Origin of the sequence: Bacillus sp. JJ1562 (assembly GCF_036962705.1) — a bacterium.
In the GTDB taxonomy this organism is placed as follows: domain Bacteria; phylum Bacillota; class Bacilli; order Bacillales; family Bacillaceae_L; genus Ferdinandcohnia.
In genome coordinates, this window is the sequence record NZ_JBALOQ010000034.1 from 47,339 (window position 1) to 66,053 (window position 18,715).

The 18,715-nt window shown below is 36.8% G+C and carries 16 protein-coding genes; 4 read left to right on the plus strand and 12 right to left on the minus strand.

Going from position 1 to position 18,715, the window contains the following annotated elements; genetic code table 11:
• Window positions 1-114: 114 nt before the first annotated feature.
• Complete coding sequence (locus V7097_RS18820; protein ID WP_335705183.1) at window positions 115-966, minus strand: patatin-like phospholipase family protein; 852 nt, start codon at window positions 964-966, stop codon at window positions 115-117.
• A gap of 216 nt (window positions 967-1,182) precedes the next feature.
• Here V7097_RS18820 and V7097_RS18825 point away from each other — a divergent pair, with 216 nt between their 5' ends.
• Complete coding sequence (locus V7097_RS18825; RefSeq protein WP_335705184.1) at window positions 1,183-1,365, plus strand: YkvS family protein; 183 nt, start codon at window positions 1,183-1,185, stop codon at window positions 1,363-1,365.
• 41 nt (window positions 1,366-1,406) lie between these two features.
• Here V7097_RS18825 and rarD read toward each other — a convergent pair whose 3' ends face one another.
• Both rarD and V7097_RS18835 read right to left on the minus strand, forming a co-directional pair.
• Entirely contained in the window at window positions 1,407-2,348 is a 942-nt protein-coding gene (rarD, locus tag V7097_RS18830) for an EamA family transporter RarD (RefSeq protein WP_335705185.1), read from the minus strand.
• 555 nt (window positions 2,349-2,903) lie between these two features.
• Window positions 2,904-3,029, minus strand: coding sequence for a DUF6254 family protein (locus tag V7097_RS18835; RefSeq protein WP_335705186.1), 126 nt, complete (start codon window positions 3,027-3,029; stop codon window positions 2,904-2,906).
• A gap of 125 nt (window positions 3,030-3,154) precedes the next feature.
• Between V7097_RS18835 and V7097_RS18840 the strand changes: the two genes are divergently transcribed.
• Complete coding sequence (locus V7097_RS18840; RefSeq protein ID WP_335705187.1) at window positions 3,155-3,754, plus strand: CPBP family intramembrane glutamic endopeptidase; 600 nt, start codon at window positions 3,155-3,157, stop codon at window positions 3,752-3,754.
• Between the two features lie 171 nt (window positions 3,755-3,925).
• Here the strand turns inward: V7097_RS18840 and V7097_RS18845 are convergent, their stop codons facing one another.
• From V7097_RS18845 to V7097_RS18855, 3 genes are all read right to left on the minus strand, one after another.
• Complete coding sequence (locus V7097_RS18845) at window positions 3,926-5,335, minus strand: M20 family metallopeptidase (RefSeq protein WP_335705188.1); 1,410 nt, start codon at window positions 5,333-5,335, stop codon at window positions 3,926-3,928.
• Between the two features lie 73 nt (window positions 5,336-5,408).
• Entirely contained in the window at window positions 5,409-6,134 is a 726-nt protein-coding gene (locus tag V7097_RS18850) for a small-conductance mechanosensitive channel (protein ID WP_335705189.1), read from the minus strand.
• A gap of 19 nt (window positions 6,135-6,153) precedes the next feature.
• Window positions 6,154-6,867 carry a DUF5058 family protein gene (locus tag V7097_RS18855; RefSeq protein WP_335705190.1) on the minus strand — a complete coding sequence of 238 codons (714 nt, stop codon included), beginning with the start codon at window positions 6,865-6,867 and terminating at the stop codon, window positions 6,154-6,156.
• A gap of 229 nt (window positions 6,868-7,096) precedes the next feature.
• Between V7097_RS18855 and V7097_RS18860 the strand changes: the two genes are divergently transcribed.
• Window positions 7,097-9,178: a helix-turn-helix domain-containing protein gene (locus V7097_RS18860; RefSeq protein WP_335705191.1), complete on the plus strand. Its 2,082-nt coding sequence runs from the start codon at window positions 7,097-7,099 to the stop codon at window positions 9,176-9,178.
• Between the two features lie 56 nt (window positions 9,179-9,234).
• On the opposite strand, the gene V7097_RS18865 is transcribed toward V7097_RS18860, so the two are convergent.
• Window positions 9,235-10,278 carry a YkvI family membrane protein gene (locus V7097_RS18865; protein WP_335705192.1) on the minus strand — a complete coding sequence of 348 codons (1,044 nt, stop codon included), beginning with the start codon at window positions 10,276-10,278 and terminating at the stop codon, window positions 9,235-9,237.
• 420 nt (window positions 10,279-10,698) lie between these two features.
• On the opposite strand from V7097_RS18865, the gene V7097_RS18870 reads away from it, so the two are divergent.
• Window positions 10,699-12,834 (plus strand): ATP-dependent Clp protease ATP-binding subunit, encoded by a 2,136-nt coding sequence (locus V7097_RS18870; RefSeq protein WP_335705193.1) that lies wholly within the window; start codon window positions 10,699-10,701, stop codon window positions 12,832-12,834.
• Between the two features lie 42 nt (window positions 12,835-12,876).
• On the opposite strand, the gene V7097_RS18875 is transcribed toward V7097_RS18870, so the two are convergent.
• The 5 genes from V7097_RS18875 to V7097_RS18895 form a co-directional block, all read right to left on the minus strand.
• Window positions 12,877-13,857: a DMT family transporter gene (locus V7097_RS18875; protein WP_335705194.1), complete on the minus strand. Its 981-nt coding sequence runs from the start codon at window positions 13,855-13,857 to the stop codon at window positions 12,877-12,879.
• A gap of 27 nt (window positions 13,858-13,884) precedes the next feature.
• Window positions 13,885-14,349 (minus strand): GNAT family N-acetyltransferase, encoded by a 465-nt coding sequence (locus V7097_RS18880; protein ID WP_335705195.1) that lies wholly within the window; start codon window positions 14,347-14,349, stop codon window positions 13,885-13,887.
• Window positions 14,350-14,398: 49 nt separating this feature from the next.
• The gene (locus tag V7097_RS18885) at window positions 14,399-15,271 is read right to left on the minus strand and encodes a GNAT family N-acetyltransferase (protein WP_335705196.1); all 873 of its coding nucleotides are present in this window, start codon (window positions 15,269-15,271) and stop codon (window positions 14,399-14,401) included.
• A 580-nt stretch (window positions 15,272-15,851) separates the two neighbouring features.
• Window positions 15,852-16,604 (minus strand): type I methionyl aminopeptidase, encoded by a 753-nt coding sequence (gene map / locus V7097_RS18890; RefSeq protein ID WP_335705197.1) that lies wholly within the window; start codon window positions 16,602-16,604, stop codon window positions 15,852-15,854.
• A 263-nt stretch (window positions 16,605-16,867) separates the two neighbouring features.
• Window positions 16,868-18,562, minus strand: a complete 1,695-nt coding sequence (locus tag V7097_RS18895) for a M3 family oligoendopeptidase (RefSeq protein WP_335705198.1) — start codon at window positions 18,560-18,562, stop codon at window positions 16,868-16,870.
• Window positions 18,563-18,715 lie beyond the last annotated feature (153 nt).

Sequence of the window (18,715 nt, forward strand, 5' to 3'; positions counted from 1 at the left end):
CTATGATGGGTGGATTTGGCCCTCAGGGACCTGGTGGCGGACCTATGATGGGTGGTTTCCGGCCCTCAAGGTAGATAAGCAAATAAAGGTGTCTCAATAGAGGCACCTTTTATATTAAGCCATTAACCATCTCTGAAACTTATCGAATTGCTCACTTGCGTCCTTCAGCCCAAGTTCATAAAGATTGGTTAATTTTTCAGGATTTCTTTCAACACGTCCTACTTCAAGTGGTTCAGTTGGACTAAACAAAAAAATCCTCCCCGCCTTTTCTTCTTGATCTAAATACGCAAGTGTTTCATTATAACGCTTATATCGTGTCTCCATTGCTTTTACCAGATTAGGATATTGCTTAAAAGAGCGTCTGATAAACCAGGTCATATTTGATTTCTTTTTCGAATAACCACGATTTCGAGTTAAAATCACGACATTTTTTGAATAGCCATCCTGCTGTGCTTTTATCAATGGAATCGGATCCGTGATGCCACCATCTAATAATTTCTGCCCTTTAAATTCAATAATAGGTGCAACAAAAGGCAATGAGCTTGAAGCCCGAATTACTTTTAGCATGTCATTTCCATAATCCTCTTTTTTAAAATATGTCGGCTCCCCTGTTTCACAATCGGTTGTTCCCACCACAAATTCTTCTCTTGATTGATAAAAAGCATTATAGTCATATGGTACATGCTTATTAGGGATCTCATCAAAAATAAAATCCATCCCAAATAACTGCCTATGCTTTACAAAATTACGGAATGATAAATAGTTTGGATGATTAATAAAATCAATATTAACCGTACGATTTCTTCCCAATTGTCTGGAAAGATAAGACGCTGCCATACACGCTCCAGCAGATACGCCGATGACATATGGAAAATATAAATTCTGTTCCATGAAATGTTCAAGGATGCCTGCTGTGTACACGCCACGCATTCCCCCACCTTCTAAAACCAATCCTACATCTTTCACTTTTTTCTCTCCCTTTAAACTGAGGCTTATTAATTAACTATAAAAAAATTTACAAGGGTTGTCACATTTTTTACAAAAATTTATAATAGAATATCATTGAAAACGCTTTACACAAAAACAAAAGTAAGGCAAAATATAAAAAAATGGTTTTTTTGTAAAAAAAAGCACTTTGTGATCAATAATGAAGATTCATAGAATGCGATGGAGGGTGACATTATGAAAATTGCAGAAATTGGGGATATTATTGAGTTCAGAGAGGGCCTTAAAGGCATCGTGGAAAAGGTGAACGAAAACTCGGTTATTGTAGACTTAACATATATGGACAATTATAGAGATCTAGAATTAGAGAGTCGTACAGTTGTCAATCATAAAAACTATAGGATTGTCACAACAATCTAAATGAAAGGGAGCTGATTCAATAATCGGCTCCCTTGTTGTATCTATGCCCCTAATGATTTATTTTTCATATATTTAGGTTGAATCGATGTTAGAAATTTAGATTTTGAGAACGAGTAGATTAATAGTGACGTCCAGATACATAAGAAAGTAACGAAATGAACCTTTGAGAAATGCTCATGATATAAAAATACTCCCAATAAAAGATTGATTGTTGGAGAAATATATTGAAGAATTCCAACAACAGAAAGTGGAATTCTGTTTGCTCCAGCTGCAAACCAAAGTAATGGTAATGCTGTTATGACCCCTGCCCCCATTAGCAATAACTGCACATCAATGCTTGCTCCTGAAAAGGAATCGACTCCTCCCTTAAAAAGAACCGCCAAATAAATAAGTGCGATCGGCGCAACCACCATTGTTTCCATCGCTAAGCCAATCAACGAATCAAGCTTTGCAAGCTTCTTTGTTAACCCATAAAAACCAAAGCTTAATGCAAGTGTAATAGCAACCCATGGAAAACTTCCATATTGAAAAGTTAAAATAAGAACTCCAATACCGGCTAACGCAAATGAAATCCCTTGCCAAAACAATAGTCGTTCTTTAAGAACAATGATACCTAGTAGAACGCTGACCAAAGGGTTGATGTAATACCCAAGACTCGCATCTATAATATGGTTCGTATTGACCGCCCAAATATAAGTAGCCCAGTTGACTGTTATGAGGATGGATGAAGCCACAATCCCAATTAGTTTGAATTTGTTTTTAAAAATCTCTTTTAGGTTAGTTATGAATTGCTTCCCTTTTTTTGAAACAAGAATGATCATAAGCACAAAAGCAAGTGACCAAACAATCCGATGTGCAAGAATTTCGACTGCCGGCATATGGTCGATTAATTTCCAATAAAGAGGCAATACTCCCCATGCGATATAGGCAATCGTGGTGTACAGGATTCCTAGCTTATATTCCCTCATGTCATCTTGACCCATAATGATCCTTCTTTCCAATTCATTTTATGTCATTTCAAATACGCTTTGGCGTATTTACGCCCGATTTTTTTCGAGTTTGCTCGAAAAATTTCCTTTGAAAAATCGTGGCATCCACCGGAAGAATTAACTTTATTCGGTCGATCCATCGACTTAATAAAGTTAATTATATTTCGGTTACCGATATTTCACAATGAAAATGAATTAGAAATTTGGGCTTTTATGTACTACGAGACTTCTGGGAGACAACATATTCCATTTTTAGGAAATTGTTGGTGCTCCAAACCTTCTGGAAGGACACCTTATTACATTTTTTAGGAAATTGATGGTGCTCCAAACCTTCTGGAAGGACACCATATTCCATCTTTCAGGAGATTGATGGTGCTCCAAACCCTCTGGAGGGATAATGAATTCCATTTTTCAGGATGTTGTTGACACTCCAAACACTTTGGAGAGACACCACATCCCATTTTACAGGCGGTTGATGGTACTCATTGGAAAACACCCAACCATAAAAACGCACACACCCCAATCTAGAGTGTGTGCGCCAGCTTCTTGCTATTCCTTTGTATCCTTCCCTGCTTCATCAGCTAACTGTTCAAAGGATTTCACTTTCCCATGCGGATTTTGCGATTGCTTGCGAACTGTCCATTGACGCTCTTGTTGACGTTTTGACTGTGTCATACCTAATCTCTCCTTCTTTCAATTCATCATCATTAGGATGAGTCGTCGCCAGATATTTATTCTAAAAAAATTACCCTCATGATAAAATGAACAGCAACATAACTTAACAAAAGAGGCAGACACAAATGCAAAAAAACTTTATTCTACTTTTAATACTTGTACATTTATTACTAGCGGTAAGTTTTCTATCCGACCTTCTATTTTGGGTCATGTTTACGATTTCTTTTTTCCTGTTATCTTTAGCATCGCTCCGATACGGAAAATTTGAGTACCCAAACTTTTCAATTTCAAATATTGCGATCGCTATCCTTTCCGGACTTCTAATGTACAGTCTCTTTTATATTGGAAAAATAGGCTCCGCAATCCTTTTTCAAAATGAATTAACTAATGTTGCTACTTTATATATGAGGATTCAGCCCCAGCTCACTTGGCATTATGTTGCACTATTTCTTGTCATCATTCCAGGTGAGGAGCTATTTTGGAGAGGCTTTATCCAGAGGAATATTGAGGCAAAATTCGAGAATAAGCTACTTGTAATCGTTATTTCCTCTCTTCTATATATGTCTGCAAATATTTATACCCTTAATCCGCTTTTCTTGCTTGCGACATTTGCTGGTGGAGTGGTTTGGGGAGCATTATATATGTGGAATCGTAATATCTTGTTAACAATCCTATCTCACCTTGTGTTTAACCTATTTTTGCTCGTGCTTTTCCCTATCTTTTAGAAGAGGAGATCCCACATGAAAAGACATAAAACAAGGAGATCGAAGAATGGAAAGTATACCTTCTCCGATTTCCTGGCCGATGTATTTTTCGCGATTCCTGAAATCATCATTTTTCCATTTCGTATCATTTTTTACCTTATTAGAGGCCTTTTTAGGAATATATTTGATTTCTTAAATTAAACTATAGTGTTTATTTTTAATTGGTGGTTTAACATTTTCAGGTATTCCTGCAATATATGGCTTATCTTTTGATAAAAAGTAAAACTCTTCTTTTGCTCTTTCCAGTACATTATCTTTATTTAGTAATAAATCATACGCGGTTAATGCCATTGTTTGTGAGGCAAAATGCATTCCCTTGAAACCAATTGATGAACCAAAAGAAGCTGTTGCCTGCCATGAATGTAATTGTACTCCAACAGGCGCACATGTTGTGAAGATTGTCCCCACAGGTGTAATCCAGCTTACATCTCCAACATCAGTTGAACCAGGTAAAGTTTTACCCTTTGTTTGTTTATCATTTTGATAGGTTACTGGGAAGAGTTCATTGGTTCCACTTAGTGCAGTTTTTACGATGTTCAAATCTACTGTCTTAACTAATTCCTTAGCAAATTTCTCTTCTTCAACAGTAAACACTAAAGGGTCCGCTAGTTTCATATTTTCATGCATGAGGTCATTTAAAGCTTCGTTAGGAAGTGTGTCATATGCCAAAGCTTCAATTTCTGAGCTAACCTCTGTTTCTGTCATAAGAGCTGCCCCTTTAGCAATATTTTTAACCCTTCTAAGTATGTCCTCAACTTGTTCTTTTGTGGAAGCCCTTAAATAGTACCAAACACTTGCATGCTCTGGGACAATATTTGGAGCAAGACCCCCATTTGTAATAACATAATGAATTCTTGTACCGTCTACAACGTGCTCTCGTAAATAGTTTGTGCCGACATTCATTAATTCAACAGCATCAAGTGCACTTCTCCCAGCATGTGGCGAAGAAGCAGCATGTGCTGGAATACCTTTAAAATGAAACTTAATTGACACCATTGCTTGCATGCTCATATTTACCACCATGTTTGATGTCCATGGATGCCAAGTTAAAGCACAATCCAAATCGTCAAAGACGCCATCCTTTGCCATAAACGTTTTACCAGACAAAACTTCTTCAGCTGGACAGCCATAATAACGAATAGTACCAGTTAGTTTATATTCTTCCATTGCTTTTTTTAAAGCTACCACAACTTCTACACCTGCGGTTCCAAGTAAATTATGGCCGCAGCCGTGACCTGGGCCGTCTGGTTCAACTTGTTCTTGAACAGTTCTGACGGTTTGGGAAAGCCCAGGTAACGCATCGTATTCGCCTAATATCCCAATTATTGGTTTTCCTGAACCATATTCAGCAACAAAAGCTGTAGGAATTCCCCCAATCGAGGCTTTAATACGAAATCCTTCTTCTTTTAATTTTGAGGCTTGCAAATCACTAGCATAGCTTTCTTCGTAAGCAACTTCTGGATGCTCCCAGATCTTTTTTGCCATTTCAGTAAATTCAGACCGATCTTTTTTTATCCATTGTAATATATCTAGTTTACTCATCATTTACATCCATTAAATATGGATTTTCACCCCTTTCTCAAAATTCAACCTCTGCTAGATCGATAGCAACGCATTATTTATTTTTCTCTTGTTTCTTGATTTTCTCTAAAAGTATACAAAAAACAACTGTTCCGAGTATGCAGACAAATGTTTGTAAAGGACGGGGTACAGGACCAAGATTCACAAAAAGACCGAACGCAATTCCAATTACTCCAAATAATGGTTTCTTTATAGCGAATTGAGCAATAACTCCTCCAAAAATAGCCGGAAGGACTAAGCTTAGGTTATTAATAATTGATTCTGGCAATATAGTAAGGATGTATGAACCGCCTAGTATTGTTAAAATAACAACTATAACATTCACGATTGATGCCGTCCCAATTGCTAATGAAGCAGTGATCTCACCCTTTTTGGTTCCTGGTTCTGCACCAACTACACGTTGAGCAACCGATGCGCAAGGAAGACACATATTTCCAATATTACCTATTGTAAAGGCTTGATATGTTCCAGAAACACCTAAAACAGGATAATAGCTAATTGGTTCCAGCACCCAAACAAACATAATAATAGCTGCATACGCTGCCAAACCTGAAATAATAGGCGACCACCCAGGATGATATCCAAGAACGAAAGAAAGATAAAGGGGCACAATTACACTTAATGCAATGACTGCCCATATTGTTAGACGCCCCCAAAAATGAGACCTTAATTGGAAGGTGTCAAAATCCATTGCTGTAGCCTGTGTACCTGACATAGCTTGATTTAAGGATAAATTATTTTCCTCTCTATTAGCTTGCATTTAGTTCTCCTACCTTTCATTAAGAAATAATGACACCAGCAATCATACCGACAATAATAACCAGTCCTAATGACCATTCTTTTAACCATATCAATTGGGATTTATCACCTATCCAATTTATGATAGGCATCGTAATAAAGGCAACTATAAATACTATGAATTCCCTTAGACCTTTTACCATTTCTCCCCCACCTAGGTAACTAAAAGCCCCTATCATGGCAGCAACAGAAACTATACTTAACATCTTGACATTTTTTGGATTAGATTCTGCTTTTTTCTGTATTTTTCCCAGTGACTTTGTAAATAGAGCTACAAATAACATCCAGCCCATCCCGCCTACACACATTACCCATACAGCACTCGTAAAAGCTTGTAGCGTATAGTCAGGTGATCCTAAATCAACCCCAGCGGCTTGTGAACCAATACTTGCACCAACTGTTTCGATTGCGGCTGAACCAATAATAGCCATTCGTATTAATGTAATGGGATTTCCAATTAAAGCCATCATGGAAATAGCAATAACAAGGATTGCTATTGCTGGTCCAATAGCACTAATCGCACCGGCCCTTATCGCAGACTTTACCTCTGAAGAAGACATACCGACAGATTGACTTGTTTTTGTTGCAAGTCGAATAAAAGTGATACTTTGAAAGATGACGATACCAACTATTAGTACAGCGAAAATCCATAGTGGTAAGCTGTTTGCTGTTTTCATTACCGTTTCCAAATTCAAAATAATCTTCCTCCTTTTCAATTATTTTTCAATTAATAGACTAATCGCAAATCTTTCATACTACCTCCTCCTCAAAAAAGTAAGCGCATTCAAAAAATCTGAATTAAAAATTCTGTATTTTCTAATTTTTATAGTAATTTATTGAATCAACTATTACAATGTATTATATTACATATATAATTCAGAAAAGACGGAACTTTCTATACTTTCTATTATTGTGGAGGCTAATATGACTACAAATCAACTGCTTCTTACCTATTTAGAAAAAGGGTTTGATAAATCTTCTTATGAAATTTGGGTACAAAAACCACATGATACTTCCTTTCAACTTATGTACCAAAAAGGAAACTTGAAAAAAGAAAATATTAACCTCTTAAAATTGAATCGCAATGACAAATACAATATCTTTACAGATGATGCGTATTTATATATATCATTTTCTTATCTTAACGGGTATCAAGTGCTCCTTCGCTCCAACTGTATTACTTCTCCCTTTGATGAAAGAGATTTGGATTATTTATCTATTTGCTTCGAGCTTTTGGACGCTAAAAGCCAGATTCAATCAAAAGATGCGGAACTTGATGTTTTGATTGAGGGAATACGCTCTGTCTCTTCATCCCTTGTTCTTGATGATCTATTAGAGAAAATTATAAAAAATGCATTGTCAGTAATACCCGTGGCAAATGCAGGATATCTTCAACTTTATGATCCTAGTGAAAAGATCATTATTACGAAAACAAGTGTTGGATTTGAACCAATCATCGGGAAGCTTAAAATGAATGTTGGGGAATCTATTACAGGGATGGTTTTTAAGGAAGGGAAACCATTAATCTACCATTCTACGGAACAAATTTTTAAAAAAATGAGCGAAAACTCCATTTCTCCAGAAAACTTACAGATTATCAACGCTTCTTCAAAAGGAAAAATTATTCAAGCCATTGTTAGTGTACCCATTTCCATTGGGGACAGGCGGATCGGTGTGATGACCATTCATCAATTTGATAAGAAAGGGAAATTTACTGAAGGTGATGTACAACTTTTACAAGGATTTGCTTCACAGGTAGCAATTGCTATCCAAAATGCACGTCTATATACAGAAGTAAAGGAAAAATTACAAGAGCTTTCAAAAAGAAATGAAGTCCACAATACACTCATAAAATTTTCATTACAAAATAAAGGTTTAAAGACAATCGTAAAAGAAATAGGAAAAATGATAAATGGAAATGTTTCTTTTTATGATTATTTAGAAAATGATTGGTACCATAATCAAGCGGGGCAAAAGAATTATTTTAGCGTTGATGAAATTTCTAGAATATTTAAACACAGAAGATATGCCGCTTTTGTAGAAATGCGGAAGCCAATCGAAGAAAAATATTATTTATATCCAATCATCAATGGTACCATTTTTCTTGGTTGTTTTATTTTACCCTATTCTAATACTTTATCGGTTATCGAGCGGATTGTAATTGAGCAAGGAGGGGCAATACTCGCCCTTGAACTTGTTAAAAAACATACATTAGAAGAAATCTATTATAAGAAAACACATGAATTTTTTAATGAGGTCATTCGAACCAGGGAACCAGAGATACTCTTAGCAAAAAGAAAAGAATTCAACCTAAATCCTTCCAATACTTTTTTTGTCGTTGTTATTGAGCTTGTGAATTATAAGGATTTATATAAGCTTGGTGCAGATATTCATAGTATCATCTCATTGATTAAAAAGAATATTCTACAGGTGAGTCTCATCTATGGATTTCATAATAAAATCATTCTACTCGTTTCATTAGCTGACAGTTCTTTAATTGATGATTCAATAAAGAGACTGAAAACCATTATTCATGACTGGACCAAAAATAACGACTCATTCGTATGTGTGGGGATTGGTTCAAATAAACAGGGAGCCTATCACATAGGGAAAAGTTATGAAGAAGCAAAGAAATCAGTTGCATATCTAGTCAATAAAAAAGAAACAGGTATCATTACCTATGAAAGTATCGGGGTTAATCGTTTATTTATTAATCAGGACACAAATGAAATAAAGGAATTCATACATGGCTTTTTCCAACCCCTAAACACCGCAAGGTCAAGAAAAAATGACCTAGAACTGACATTGTTAACATATATAAAGCTAAATAAGTCCATTAACGAAACAGCGAAAAGTCTTCATATTCATATTAATACATTATATCAACGTCTTAAAAAAATAGAGGACATTCTAAACTTAAGTTTTAATGATCCAAAGGACTTTCTGAAAATCCAATTAGCCTGTCACCTAAAAGAATCATTTGCTTACTCTGAGGAGGTTCATTAATTAATTTTTGGTGAACAATAAAATAAAGAAATAAAGGGGTTTGCTTACTAACCTCTTTATTTCTTTGGAAGTCGTTTCATTGGTCTTGCCAATAGAACTAATAATATCAAACTCATATACCCAAACAATGGATATAAAAAGGAAATCAGTGATCCATATCCTAACTGGCTAATAACATAAGCGATAGATAAGATAATGAACACAATCAATATTGACGGTAATTTGATAATATTTATTAATTGACGCTCAAGCCCAAATAAATTCCCAATCACTGACGTAAAAATTTCTCCATAAATTACAAGGATATATAACCAAAAAAAGGCAGACATGAAGTTTTTCATAACTTCAGCCATTGGAATCTCGAAACTTTCTACGTTTGGTAGCGCCGACAAGGAAATATGACTCGTTATTAAAATTAGACACAGTGCGCCACCGCCAATCAACCCGCCCCATCTTAATGCTTTTTCATTATCCATTTCTTTAGCAAGTGGAACTAAAACTGGCATTGCCATTGCTAGGTTAAAAGCTGCATATAGGAATGGCGAAATCATCCATTTAAAGCTTTGTGACTCGATATCAGGTGTTCTTAATAGACTTGATGCATCCGTAATAATGACTTCTACTGCTAAAACAACACTAAAAAATATCATAATTGGCACAACAAACATGTTTACACCAAACAAACCTTTGACCCCATAAGTCAAAACAAAAATAGAAAGGGCACTTGTCACAACAATCCCGAGCTGGTAGGACAGCCCTAGTTGTTCGTGAAAGACTGCACCCGCTCCCGAAAGCATAACCGAAGTTACCCCAATTAACACAAGAAGCATAAGTGCATTCACAATGAATCCAATTTTTCTCCCAAATAAATATTCATTAAATTCCTTGTAAGAGTCAGCTTGAATCCGGTTGGCAATGATCATGATTCGAGTCCCCAACCATATAAACAAGAATCCGCTGATTCCGATTCCAATCAAACCGTACATACCGTATTGGGTAAAAAATTCAACAATTTCTCGACCTGTTGCAAAACCTGCTCCTACGATTGTTCCTACATAAACAGCACCGATTTGAAATGCTGCCCCCCAACTCCCTCGCACAAATAGCCACCTCATTCTTCTGTCTTACTTGATGTATATGTACAAGTTATACAATTAAGACGAGCTATTCTTTCGAAACCTGAGGAAAAAATTTCTAGTACTTTTTACTTGAAAGTCAAAATTGGTCAAAGTATAATATAGTCATAAGGTCAAAGATAGTCAAACAAACCACAAGACCTATTTTAATCAAATACGCCTTGGCGTATTTGCCGCCCGATTTTAGGCCCACAGGAAGTGGGTCATAAAGACGTTGCCACAGGATGTGGCGTTCTTAGTCTTTGATCTTACTGATCGAAAAATTTCCTTTGAAAAATCGTGGCATCCGCCGGAGGCTTTAACTTTATACAGTGGGGTCTAAACTCCACTGTATAAAGTTAATTTAATGGTCAAAGATAGTCAAAACCAAGGAGGTAGTTGTTTATGATTTGTCAAGCATGTAATAAAAATGAGGCTACAGTTCAGTTACACCTTCATGTGAACCATGACAAGCGACAAATTCAGCTTTGCAGTGAGTGCTTTGCGAAGGAGAAGAACAACATGAAAATACCTTCAGGAATGAACGGTTTCCCTAATTTCTCATTTGATGACTTATTTAAAGGCAATGCCTTTGGTCAACAAATGGGCATCAATCAACAACAAACACAACCAAAACACGGTGGAAATGGCGGAGGTCTTCTCGATCACTTTGGTCGTAACCTTACTCAAATGGCGAACGCTGGACTTATTGACCCAGTGATTGGCCGTGATGAAGAAATTAAGCGTGTTATTGAAATATTAAACCGCCGTAATAAAAACAACCCTGTTCTAATTGGGGAGCCGGGTGTAGGTAAAACTGCGATTGCTGAAGGATTAGCCCTACAAATTGCTGAAGGAAAAGCACCAAGTAAACTTTCTAATAAACAAGTATACTTACTTGATGTCGCATCGCTTGTTGCGAACACTGGTATTCGGGGTCAATTTGAAGATAGAATGAAGCAGCTCATTGCTGAGCTTCAAAAACGCAAAAACATTATCTTATTTATCGATGAAATTCACCTAATTGTTGGCGCAGGTTCTGCAGAAGGTTCAATGGATGCAGGTAATATCTTAAAACCAGCCCTTGCTCGTGGAGAGCTCCAACTCGTCGGTGCCACAACCCTAAAAGAATACCGACAAATTGAAAAAGATGCTGCATTAGAGCGTCGTTTCCAACCGGTTACTGTGGATGAACCAACTATTGATGAAGCCATTCAAATTCTTGAAGGTATAAAAGGAAGATATGAAGATTTCCATAGTGTAAAATATACAGATGAAGCAATTCGTGCCTGTGTAACATTATCACATCGATACATTCAGGACCGCTTCTTACCAGATAAAGCAATTGACTTACTTGATGAAGCTGGTTCAAAAATGAATCTTCAATCTAGTGGTTCAGATCCAAAAGATATCAAAGAAGAGCTTGCTAAAATTGCAACAGAAAAAGAAAAAGCTGCTGGGGAAGAAAACTATGAATTAGCAGCAAAATTAAGACATCAAGAAATTCTGCTTGAAAAGCAATTAAATAATCCAGAAAACAAAGAAGAGCATATTATTGATGTTGCTAACATCCAACAAATTATCGAAAAGAAAACAGGTATTCCTGTAGGTAAGCTACAAGAAAATGAACAACAAAAAATGAAGCATCTAGCTGAAAACCTTGCGAAAAAAGTCATTGGTCAAGAAGAAGCAGTATCGAAGGTTGCGAAAGCCGTTCGTCGTAGCCGTGCGGGTTTGAAGGCTAAAAATCGACCAATTGGTTCCTTCCTTTTCGTTGGACCAACTGGTGTCGGTAAAACAGAGTTAACTAAGACACTTGCTGAAGAATTGTTCGGTTCGAAGGATGCAATGATTAGACTCGACATGAGTGAGTACATGGAGAAACACTCAGTATCTAAAATCATTGGTTCACCTCCTGGTTATGTCGGCCATGAGGAAGCTGGTCAATTAACTGAAAAAGTTCGTCGTAACCCTTATAGCATCATCCTTTTAGATGAAATTGAAAAGGCACATCCAGATGTTCAGCATATGTTCCTCCAAATTTTAGAGGATGGCCGATTAACGGACAGTCAAGGTCGTACAGTAAGCTTTAAGGATTCAGTAATCATCATGACAAGTAATGCTGGTGTTGGTGGTCCTAAGAAAATCACTGTTGGCTTTGAAAAAGCCGAAACAGATGTTTATAAGGAATCATCCATCCTTGATTCACTTGGTTCCTTCTTTAAGCCAGAGTTCTTAAATAGATTTGATGCCATCATTGATTTCAAACAACTTCAAAAAGAACACTTACTACAAATTGTCGATCTTATGTTACAGGAACTTGAAACAACACTAAAAGAACAAGATGTAACAATCACTGTTGGCGATGAAGCGAAACAAAAATTAGCTGAACTTGGTTACCATCCGGCCTTTGGTGCACGTCCATTACGTCGTGTCATCCAAGAACAGCTTGAAGACCAAATCACAGATATTCTTTTAGAAAATGATGACCAAACAAGCTTAATCGTGACAGTCGAAGATAATAAGATTGTCGTAAAATAATTCTCCATAAAAATGCAGAGCCTCATTGAGCTCTGCATTTTTTTAAATCGATTTTGTATTCAATTCATTCACTTTTATTGATGTCTTTCGATTTGAGAACATGCTATGCAACACCATTCCACCTGAAATGATCAAAAGCCCAATGAAGGAATACATAGTTGGAATAGGTGCACTTAGTAAAAGAACCTCACCAAAGATTACAAATATAATCTGGGTTGCCTGAGTCGCTTCGACCGCTGCTAGTTTATTTTGATCATGCTTTACAAGCTCAGTTGCAAAAAAGAAAAGCACGGTCGCAATAATCCCAGAAGAAATCCCGACGATAAAGGATTGAAATACTTGAGATTTACTTGGGAGTCCAACTGTCGCAGCACCGAATCCGGCAATGATTAACCAAAACGGAGTCGATGCGAGAGTCATTCCAAGAACACGTTGAAAGGTATCAAAATCATTTTTACAATGCTCCATCATTTTTCGATTACCTAATGGATATGCAAAAGCAGCCACAACTACAGGAAGAATACCCACTAGAATCATCTCTAATCCAATACCTCCATCTGCTTCCTGAAGTTGGATTAAGACAATCCCCATAAAAATAAAACTAGAAAAAATAAGTCCCTTGACCGGGATTTGTTCACGGATTTTTCGCATACCATTTTCCGTTTCTACTGTTTTATAGAAAAAAGGAACAACAAGAAGACCAGCTATAATGACAAATTGCCATGTTCCTGCAACCAACCAACCTGGCCCAGAAGCAGCTGCAAATGTAAGTGGCGCATAAAATAAACCAAACCCAATCGTACTCCACAAAATCCATTTAACAGGATTCGTTTTTAGCTCACGAAGCAGTTCCTTCATATTCCCTCTTAAAAGAACGATCCCGATTAGAAACGGCAGCATAAAAAAATATCGCAATGAAGAGCTCCACAGCCAACTTCCACCTGAAAGTTCCATCGAGCGATTTAGAATAAACGTTACCGCAAAAAATAATGACGAGATGATTCCAATAAGTATCGCTTTCATTTCTTACCCCTTCCAAATTACAGTAACTCAAACTTTAAGACTATATACATCTTCATCGACAAAGCCTTTTATGATTTCGCCTGTTCTCGTAAATCCTGCGTTTGTATACACATGGATGGCTGCTTTATTTGTAGGAATAACCGATAAGTAAATCTCATCACAATAGGGCAATATCCTTATCATTTCTGAAATAATTTCCTTCACCGCTGCGGTTCCATAACCCTTTCCCTGATATTTATAATCAATCATAATCCTACATAGTTCAAAACGATTTCGTTCATTATCGAGGCCAAACATGGTAAATCCAATTAACAGAGTTCCATCATAAATTGCCTTCGTTACCCAACCAGGTTGGACTTTTGCTTGGGCAAGTGAAAAAACATTCGAGCTAACCCATTTTTCGAACAAAGAAAACTCTTTATCCTCTGATTTCAACTTAATGACATCAAGCAAATTTTCCATCGTGACATCACGTAAAATGATTCTTTTCATTTACCTCCCCCATTTTAGGCACCACGATTGGTAAAAATATTCTAATAATTCATTTTATCATAAAGACTTGCTCTGCTTTTACATTAAATCCTTCTTTTTCTAATAAATCACGCAAAATATTATTCGACACTGACATATTTGCTACGGTTCTTGCAACATGAAGACTTGTTTGACCAAATACCATTTTTAAAAGCTCCCTTACAATGTCTTCTTTTTGTTCATGCAATGGATCGGCCTCACATTGGAATAGAATAATAGATTGAAGCTCCCCTTCCTCATTAAACAGCCTTTTAAAAATTGCATAACCAACAATTGCTTCGTCTTCATCCAATGTAAGGATTAATTCACCGTCACGTGCATTATTCCACTGCGTTTGCCACGGAACCATTGCTGTATAGAATGGAACTTGTAAAGCGTCAATTGGAATTCCTTTTATGAAAGTAAATTGATTTTTTTCAGAAAGAAAGGCTTCCTTCGATAATTGACCTGTATGCTGTAAATGAACTAATTCATCTATAATTTTGTAGCCGACCTTTTCGTATAAGGAAATGGCTGTTTCATTTTCTTTAATAGCTTCAAGTGTAGCAATCTCTACACCTTCCTCTTCATAGATTACTAGAACAGCTTCGATTAGCTTCTTGCCAACACCCTTCCCACGGTATTCAGGGTCAACTCCTGTTCCACCATTCCAAGAAACCTTCTTGCCGTTAATGAGGCGAATCCCGTTTAAAATAAGACCTACTGGCCGATCCCCATCATAGGCAATGACTGAAAGGGTCGGAGAAAGCCCTTCCAAAATCAGTCTTCTTGTAAAAAGATCAGCCGTTGTAGTCATATCAAAATAATATCCTTCAAACCCCTTATTCCAAGCTACTACTGCATCCTCAAGCGTACATTCAGATAACCGTTTTATTGTAATCATGTGTATATCTCCTTTTCCAAAAAGAAGTAATTTAGTTGATTAATTTAATCATATTTTAGGCATGCATACAAGTAATTTTTGGAAGTTTTAATAATCACATCTTTCCCCTGGCTTTAAACCTTTTTAAGAAATATACATTAGTCAACACATATCAGGTCAAACCGTTCATTTCCTTCACAAAAATTCTCATGTCTGTCATCTACCATACCCGAACCTCATATATATTAATGAGGTGGAAAACATGTCCATTATTCCAAAAGTGTTCTTATTTATGTCCTTTTTCTTATTGTTTTTAAATGGGTCGTCATTGGGGTTTATTTTGTATAATCTAAGGTTTGACTCTTTATTTGGGTACGGCTTTTTCATTTTTACGAGTTTAGTGGGAGCTGTTTTTGCGTCAATCGCCGAAGAGCCAGGTACGCAAAAGAGGTTTTATTGTAGATACTGCTTATACGGAAACTTGCTTGTCATTCTTTTCCCACTTTATTTTCATTGGGTTGCGCATTCGGTTTTTCCCATACTAATTGAAACTTTTCTTTAACTAAAAAAGTGCCACAATTGATGTGACACTTTTTCATTCTTATGAATCCTGATCCGTTAAAATAAGTGGGCCGTCCTGTGTGATAGCTAATGTGTGTTCATATTGTGCGGATAAGCCGCCATCGATGGTACGTGCGGTCCAACCGTTTTTATCCATTTTCGATTGCCATTTACCGACATTCACCATCGGTTCAATTGTGAAAACCATACCTTCTTTTAAACGTAATCCTTTGTTTGGAAGACCATAGTGTAAAACCTGAGGCTCTTCATGCATTGTTGGTCCAATTCCATGTCCAATAAAATCACGAACTACTGAGAAGCCTTCACCCTCTGTATAGGATTGAATGGCGTGGCCAATGTCTCCAAGTCGGTTACCAATTACAGCTTGTTCAATCCCCTTATACATAGCTGTTTTGGTAACATCGAGAAGTTTCTCCGCTTTTGGAGAAATTTCACCGACACCATATGACCATGCAGAATCAGCAAGTGCGCCCCCAAGGTTCACCACCATATCGATTGTCACGATATCTCCACTCTTCAATGGAGCCTTTCTAGGGAATCCATGACAAATTTCATCGTTTATTGATGCACATGTTGCATATTTATAGCCCTTATAGCCTTTTTGTTCAGGCGTAGCACCATTCTTTTTAATAAAATCCTCAGCAAAGCTGTCAATCTCTAGACTCGTAATTCCAGGCTGAATCAATTTGCGAATTTCCTTATGGCATGCTGCCAAAATTTGTCCCGCTTCGCGCATTAATTCAATTTCTCTTTTTGTTTTTAAATGAATCATGAAAACACCCTCAATTTCAATTTGATGTTTTTATTATATCCTTAATAGCTCATTTTTGCATAAACTAGACTTTAAATTTATTCAGTCAGGCTAAAATCCCGACTGAATTTAATGAACTCAGACTAAAAACGTCAATTCCTGTGGCAACGTCTTTATGACCCACTTCATGTCGGCCTAAAATTCGGGCGCAAATACGTCAACGCGTATTTGATTTGTTCAATTTGCACAAAAAGGACTGTGGAAACACCCACAGTCCTTACGTTTTACAGTTGTTTGTCGTCTACACTATTTAGCCATGCTTCAATTTCACCAACTACAGATTGAACCGTACCTTCTTCAAATGGAGAAAGTAAATTTGCGACCTTCACTAGCTCTGTGAAAGGCTTACTTCCGCCTTGTTTGCATAGGTGAATATAATCTGCCCATGCTTCATCATGGTTTTCTCTTGATTTTTTCCAGAATTGGAACGCACAAATTTGTGCTAATGTATAGTCAATATAGTAGAATGCAGTTGTGTAAATATGGCTTTGACGCTGCCAGAAACCGCCTTCCTCGAGATACTCGTTGCCATCATAATCGCGAAGTGGCATATATTTTTTCTCGATTTCTCTCCATGCTTTATTGCGTTCAGTAGGTGTGCTTTGTGGATTTTCATACACAAAGTGTTGGAATTCATCCACTGCAACACCATATGGTAAGAATAATAATGCCTCACTTAAATGATTAAACTTGTATTTATCTGTATCTTCTTTAAAGAATAACTCCATCCATGGCCATGTGAAGAATTCCATACTCATCGAATGGATTTCTGCTGCTTCATATGTTGGCCAATTGTATTCAGGAACGTCGTAATGTCTGCTTGAATAGACTTGGAAAGCGTGTCCCGCCTCATGTGTTAACACATCGATATCTCCTGATGTTCCATTAAAGTTTGAGAAAATATATGGTGCTTGGTAATCGCTAATATACGTACAGTAGCCTCCACCAGCCTTCCCTTTTTTCGCTACAAGGTCCATTAAATTCGAGTCAATCATGTAATTGAAGAATTCTTTTGTTTCTTCAGATAGTTCTTCATACATTTTCTTCCCATTTTCGATGATCCATTCTGGGTCTCCCTTCGGTACAGCATTACCAGACTTAAAACTGAATGATTCATCGTAGTATTTTAAGCTATCAAGGCCAATGCGTTCTGCTTGGCGTTCTCTTAGTTTCACCGCTAATGGAACGATATGGTCCTTCACTTGCTTTCTGAAGTTTGCTACCATTTCTGCATTGTAATCGGTTCTTGATAATCTTACATATGCAAGCTCAACGAAGTTTTTATACCCTAATTTTTGTGCAATCCGAGTACGAACCTTAACAAGCTGGTCATAAATATCATCGAATTTTTCTTGATGCTCCTTGAAGAATGCGAAACGAACTTCATTTGCCTTTTTACGCATATCACGATCGGTTGATTCAGTAAATGGTTGTAGCTGTGCTAAAGTACGTTCTTCCCCTTCGAACATAATTTTCGCTGAGGCAACTAGTTTAGTATATTCAGATGAAAGCTTGTTTTCTAATTGTAGATCCTCAACTACCTCTGGCGAGAAAGTTTTAATCTGTGTCTCCGCAAAATCAAAGAGCTGCTTACCCCATTTGTTTTCTAAATCAGTTCGGAATTTTGAATTAACAAGAGCATCATAGTACTTAGTTATTAAGCCTTGCAACAATGGTTGAGTTTCATCAAGATAATCTTGTTCTTCCTTGTAAAATTCATCATTCGTATCAATTGTATGTCTGATATAGCAAATGTTAAAAGCTGTTTCAACTGTTCGTTGTATCGCAATGATTTCATTCATTGCATCATCTTGCTCGGCGTATGTTGCTGCACTCTTAAATTTTTCAAGTGCAACATGAAATGTTTGCTCCACTTCGTCCATCTTAGGACGTACATACTTAAAATCGTTAAAATTCATAATAGGCTCCCCATTTCAATAAGAGATTTGAAAATATGTATACTCTTTCATTGTAAACCACTTCTACATAATTTTTCCACAACGAAATCTTCGCGAGAAATTGATAAATTTCGCTAAAATTTTTACTTTGATTGTCGATATAAAGGATAGTAG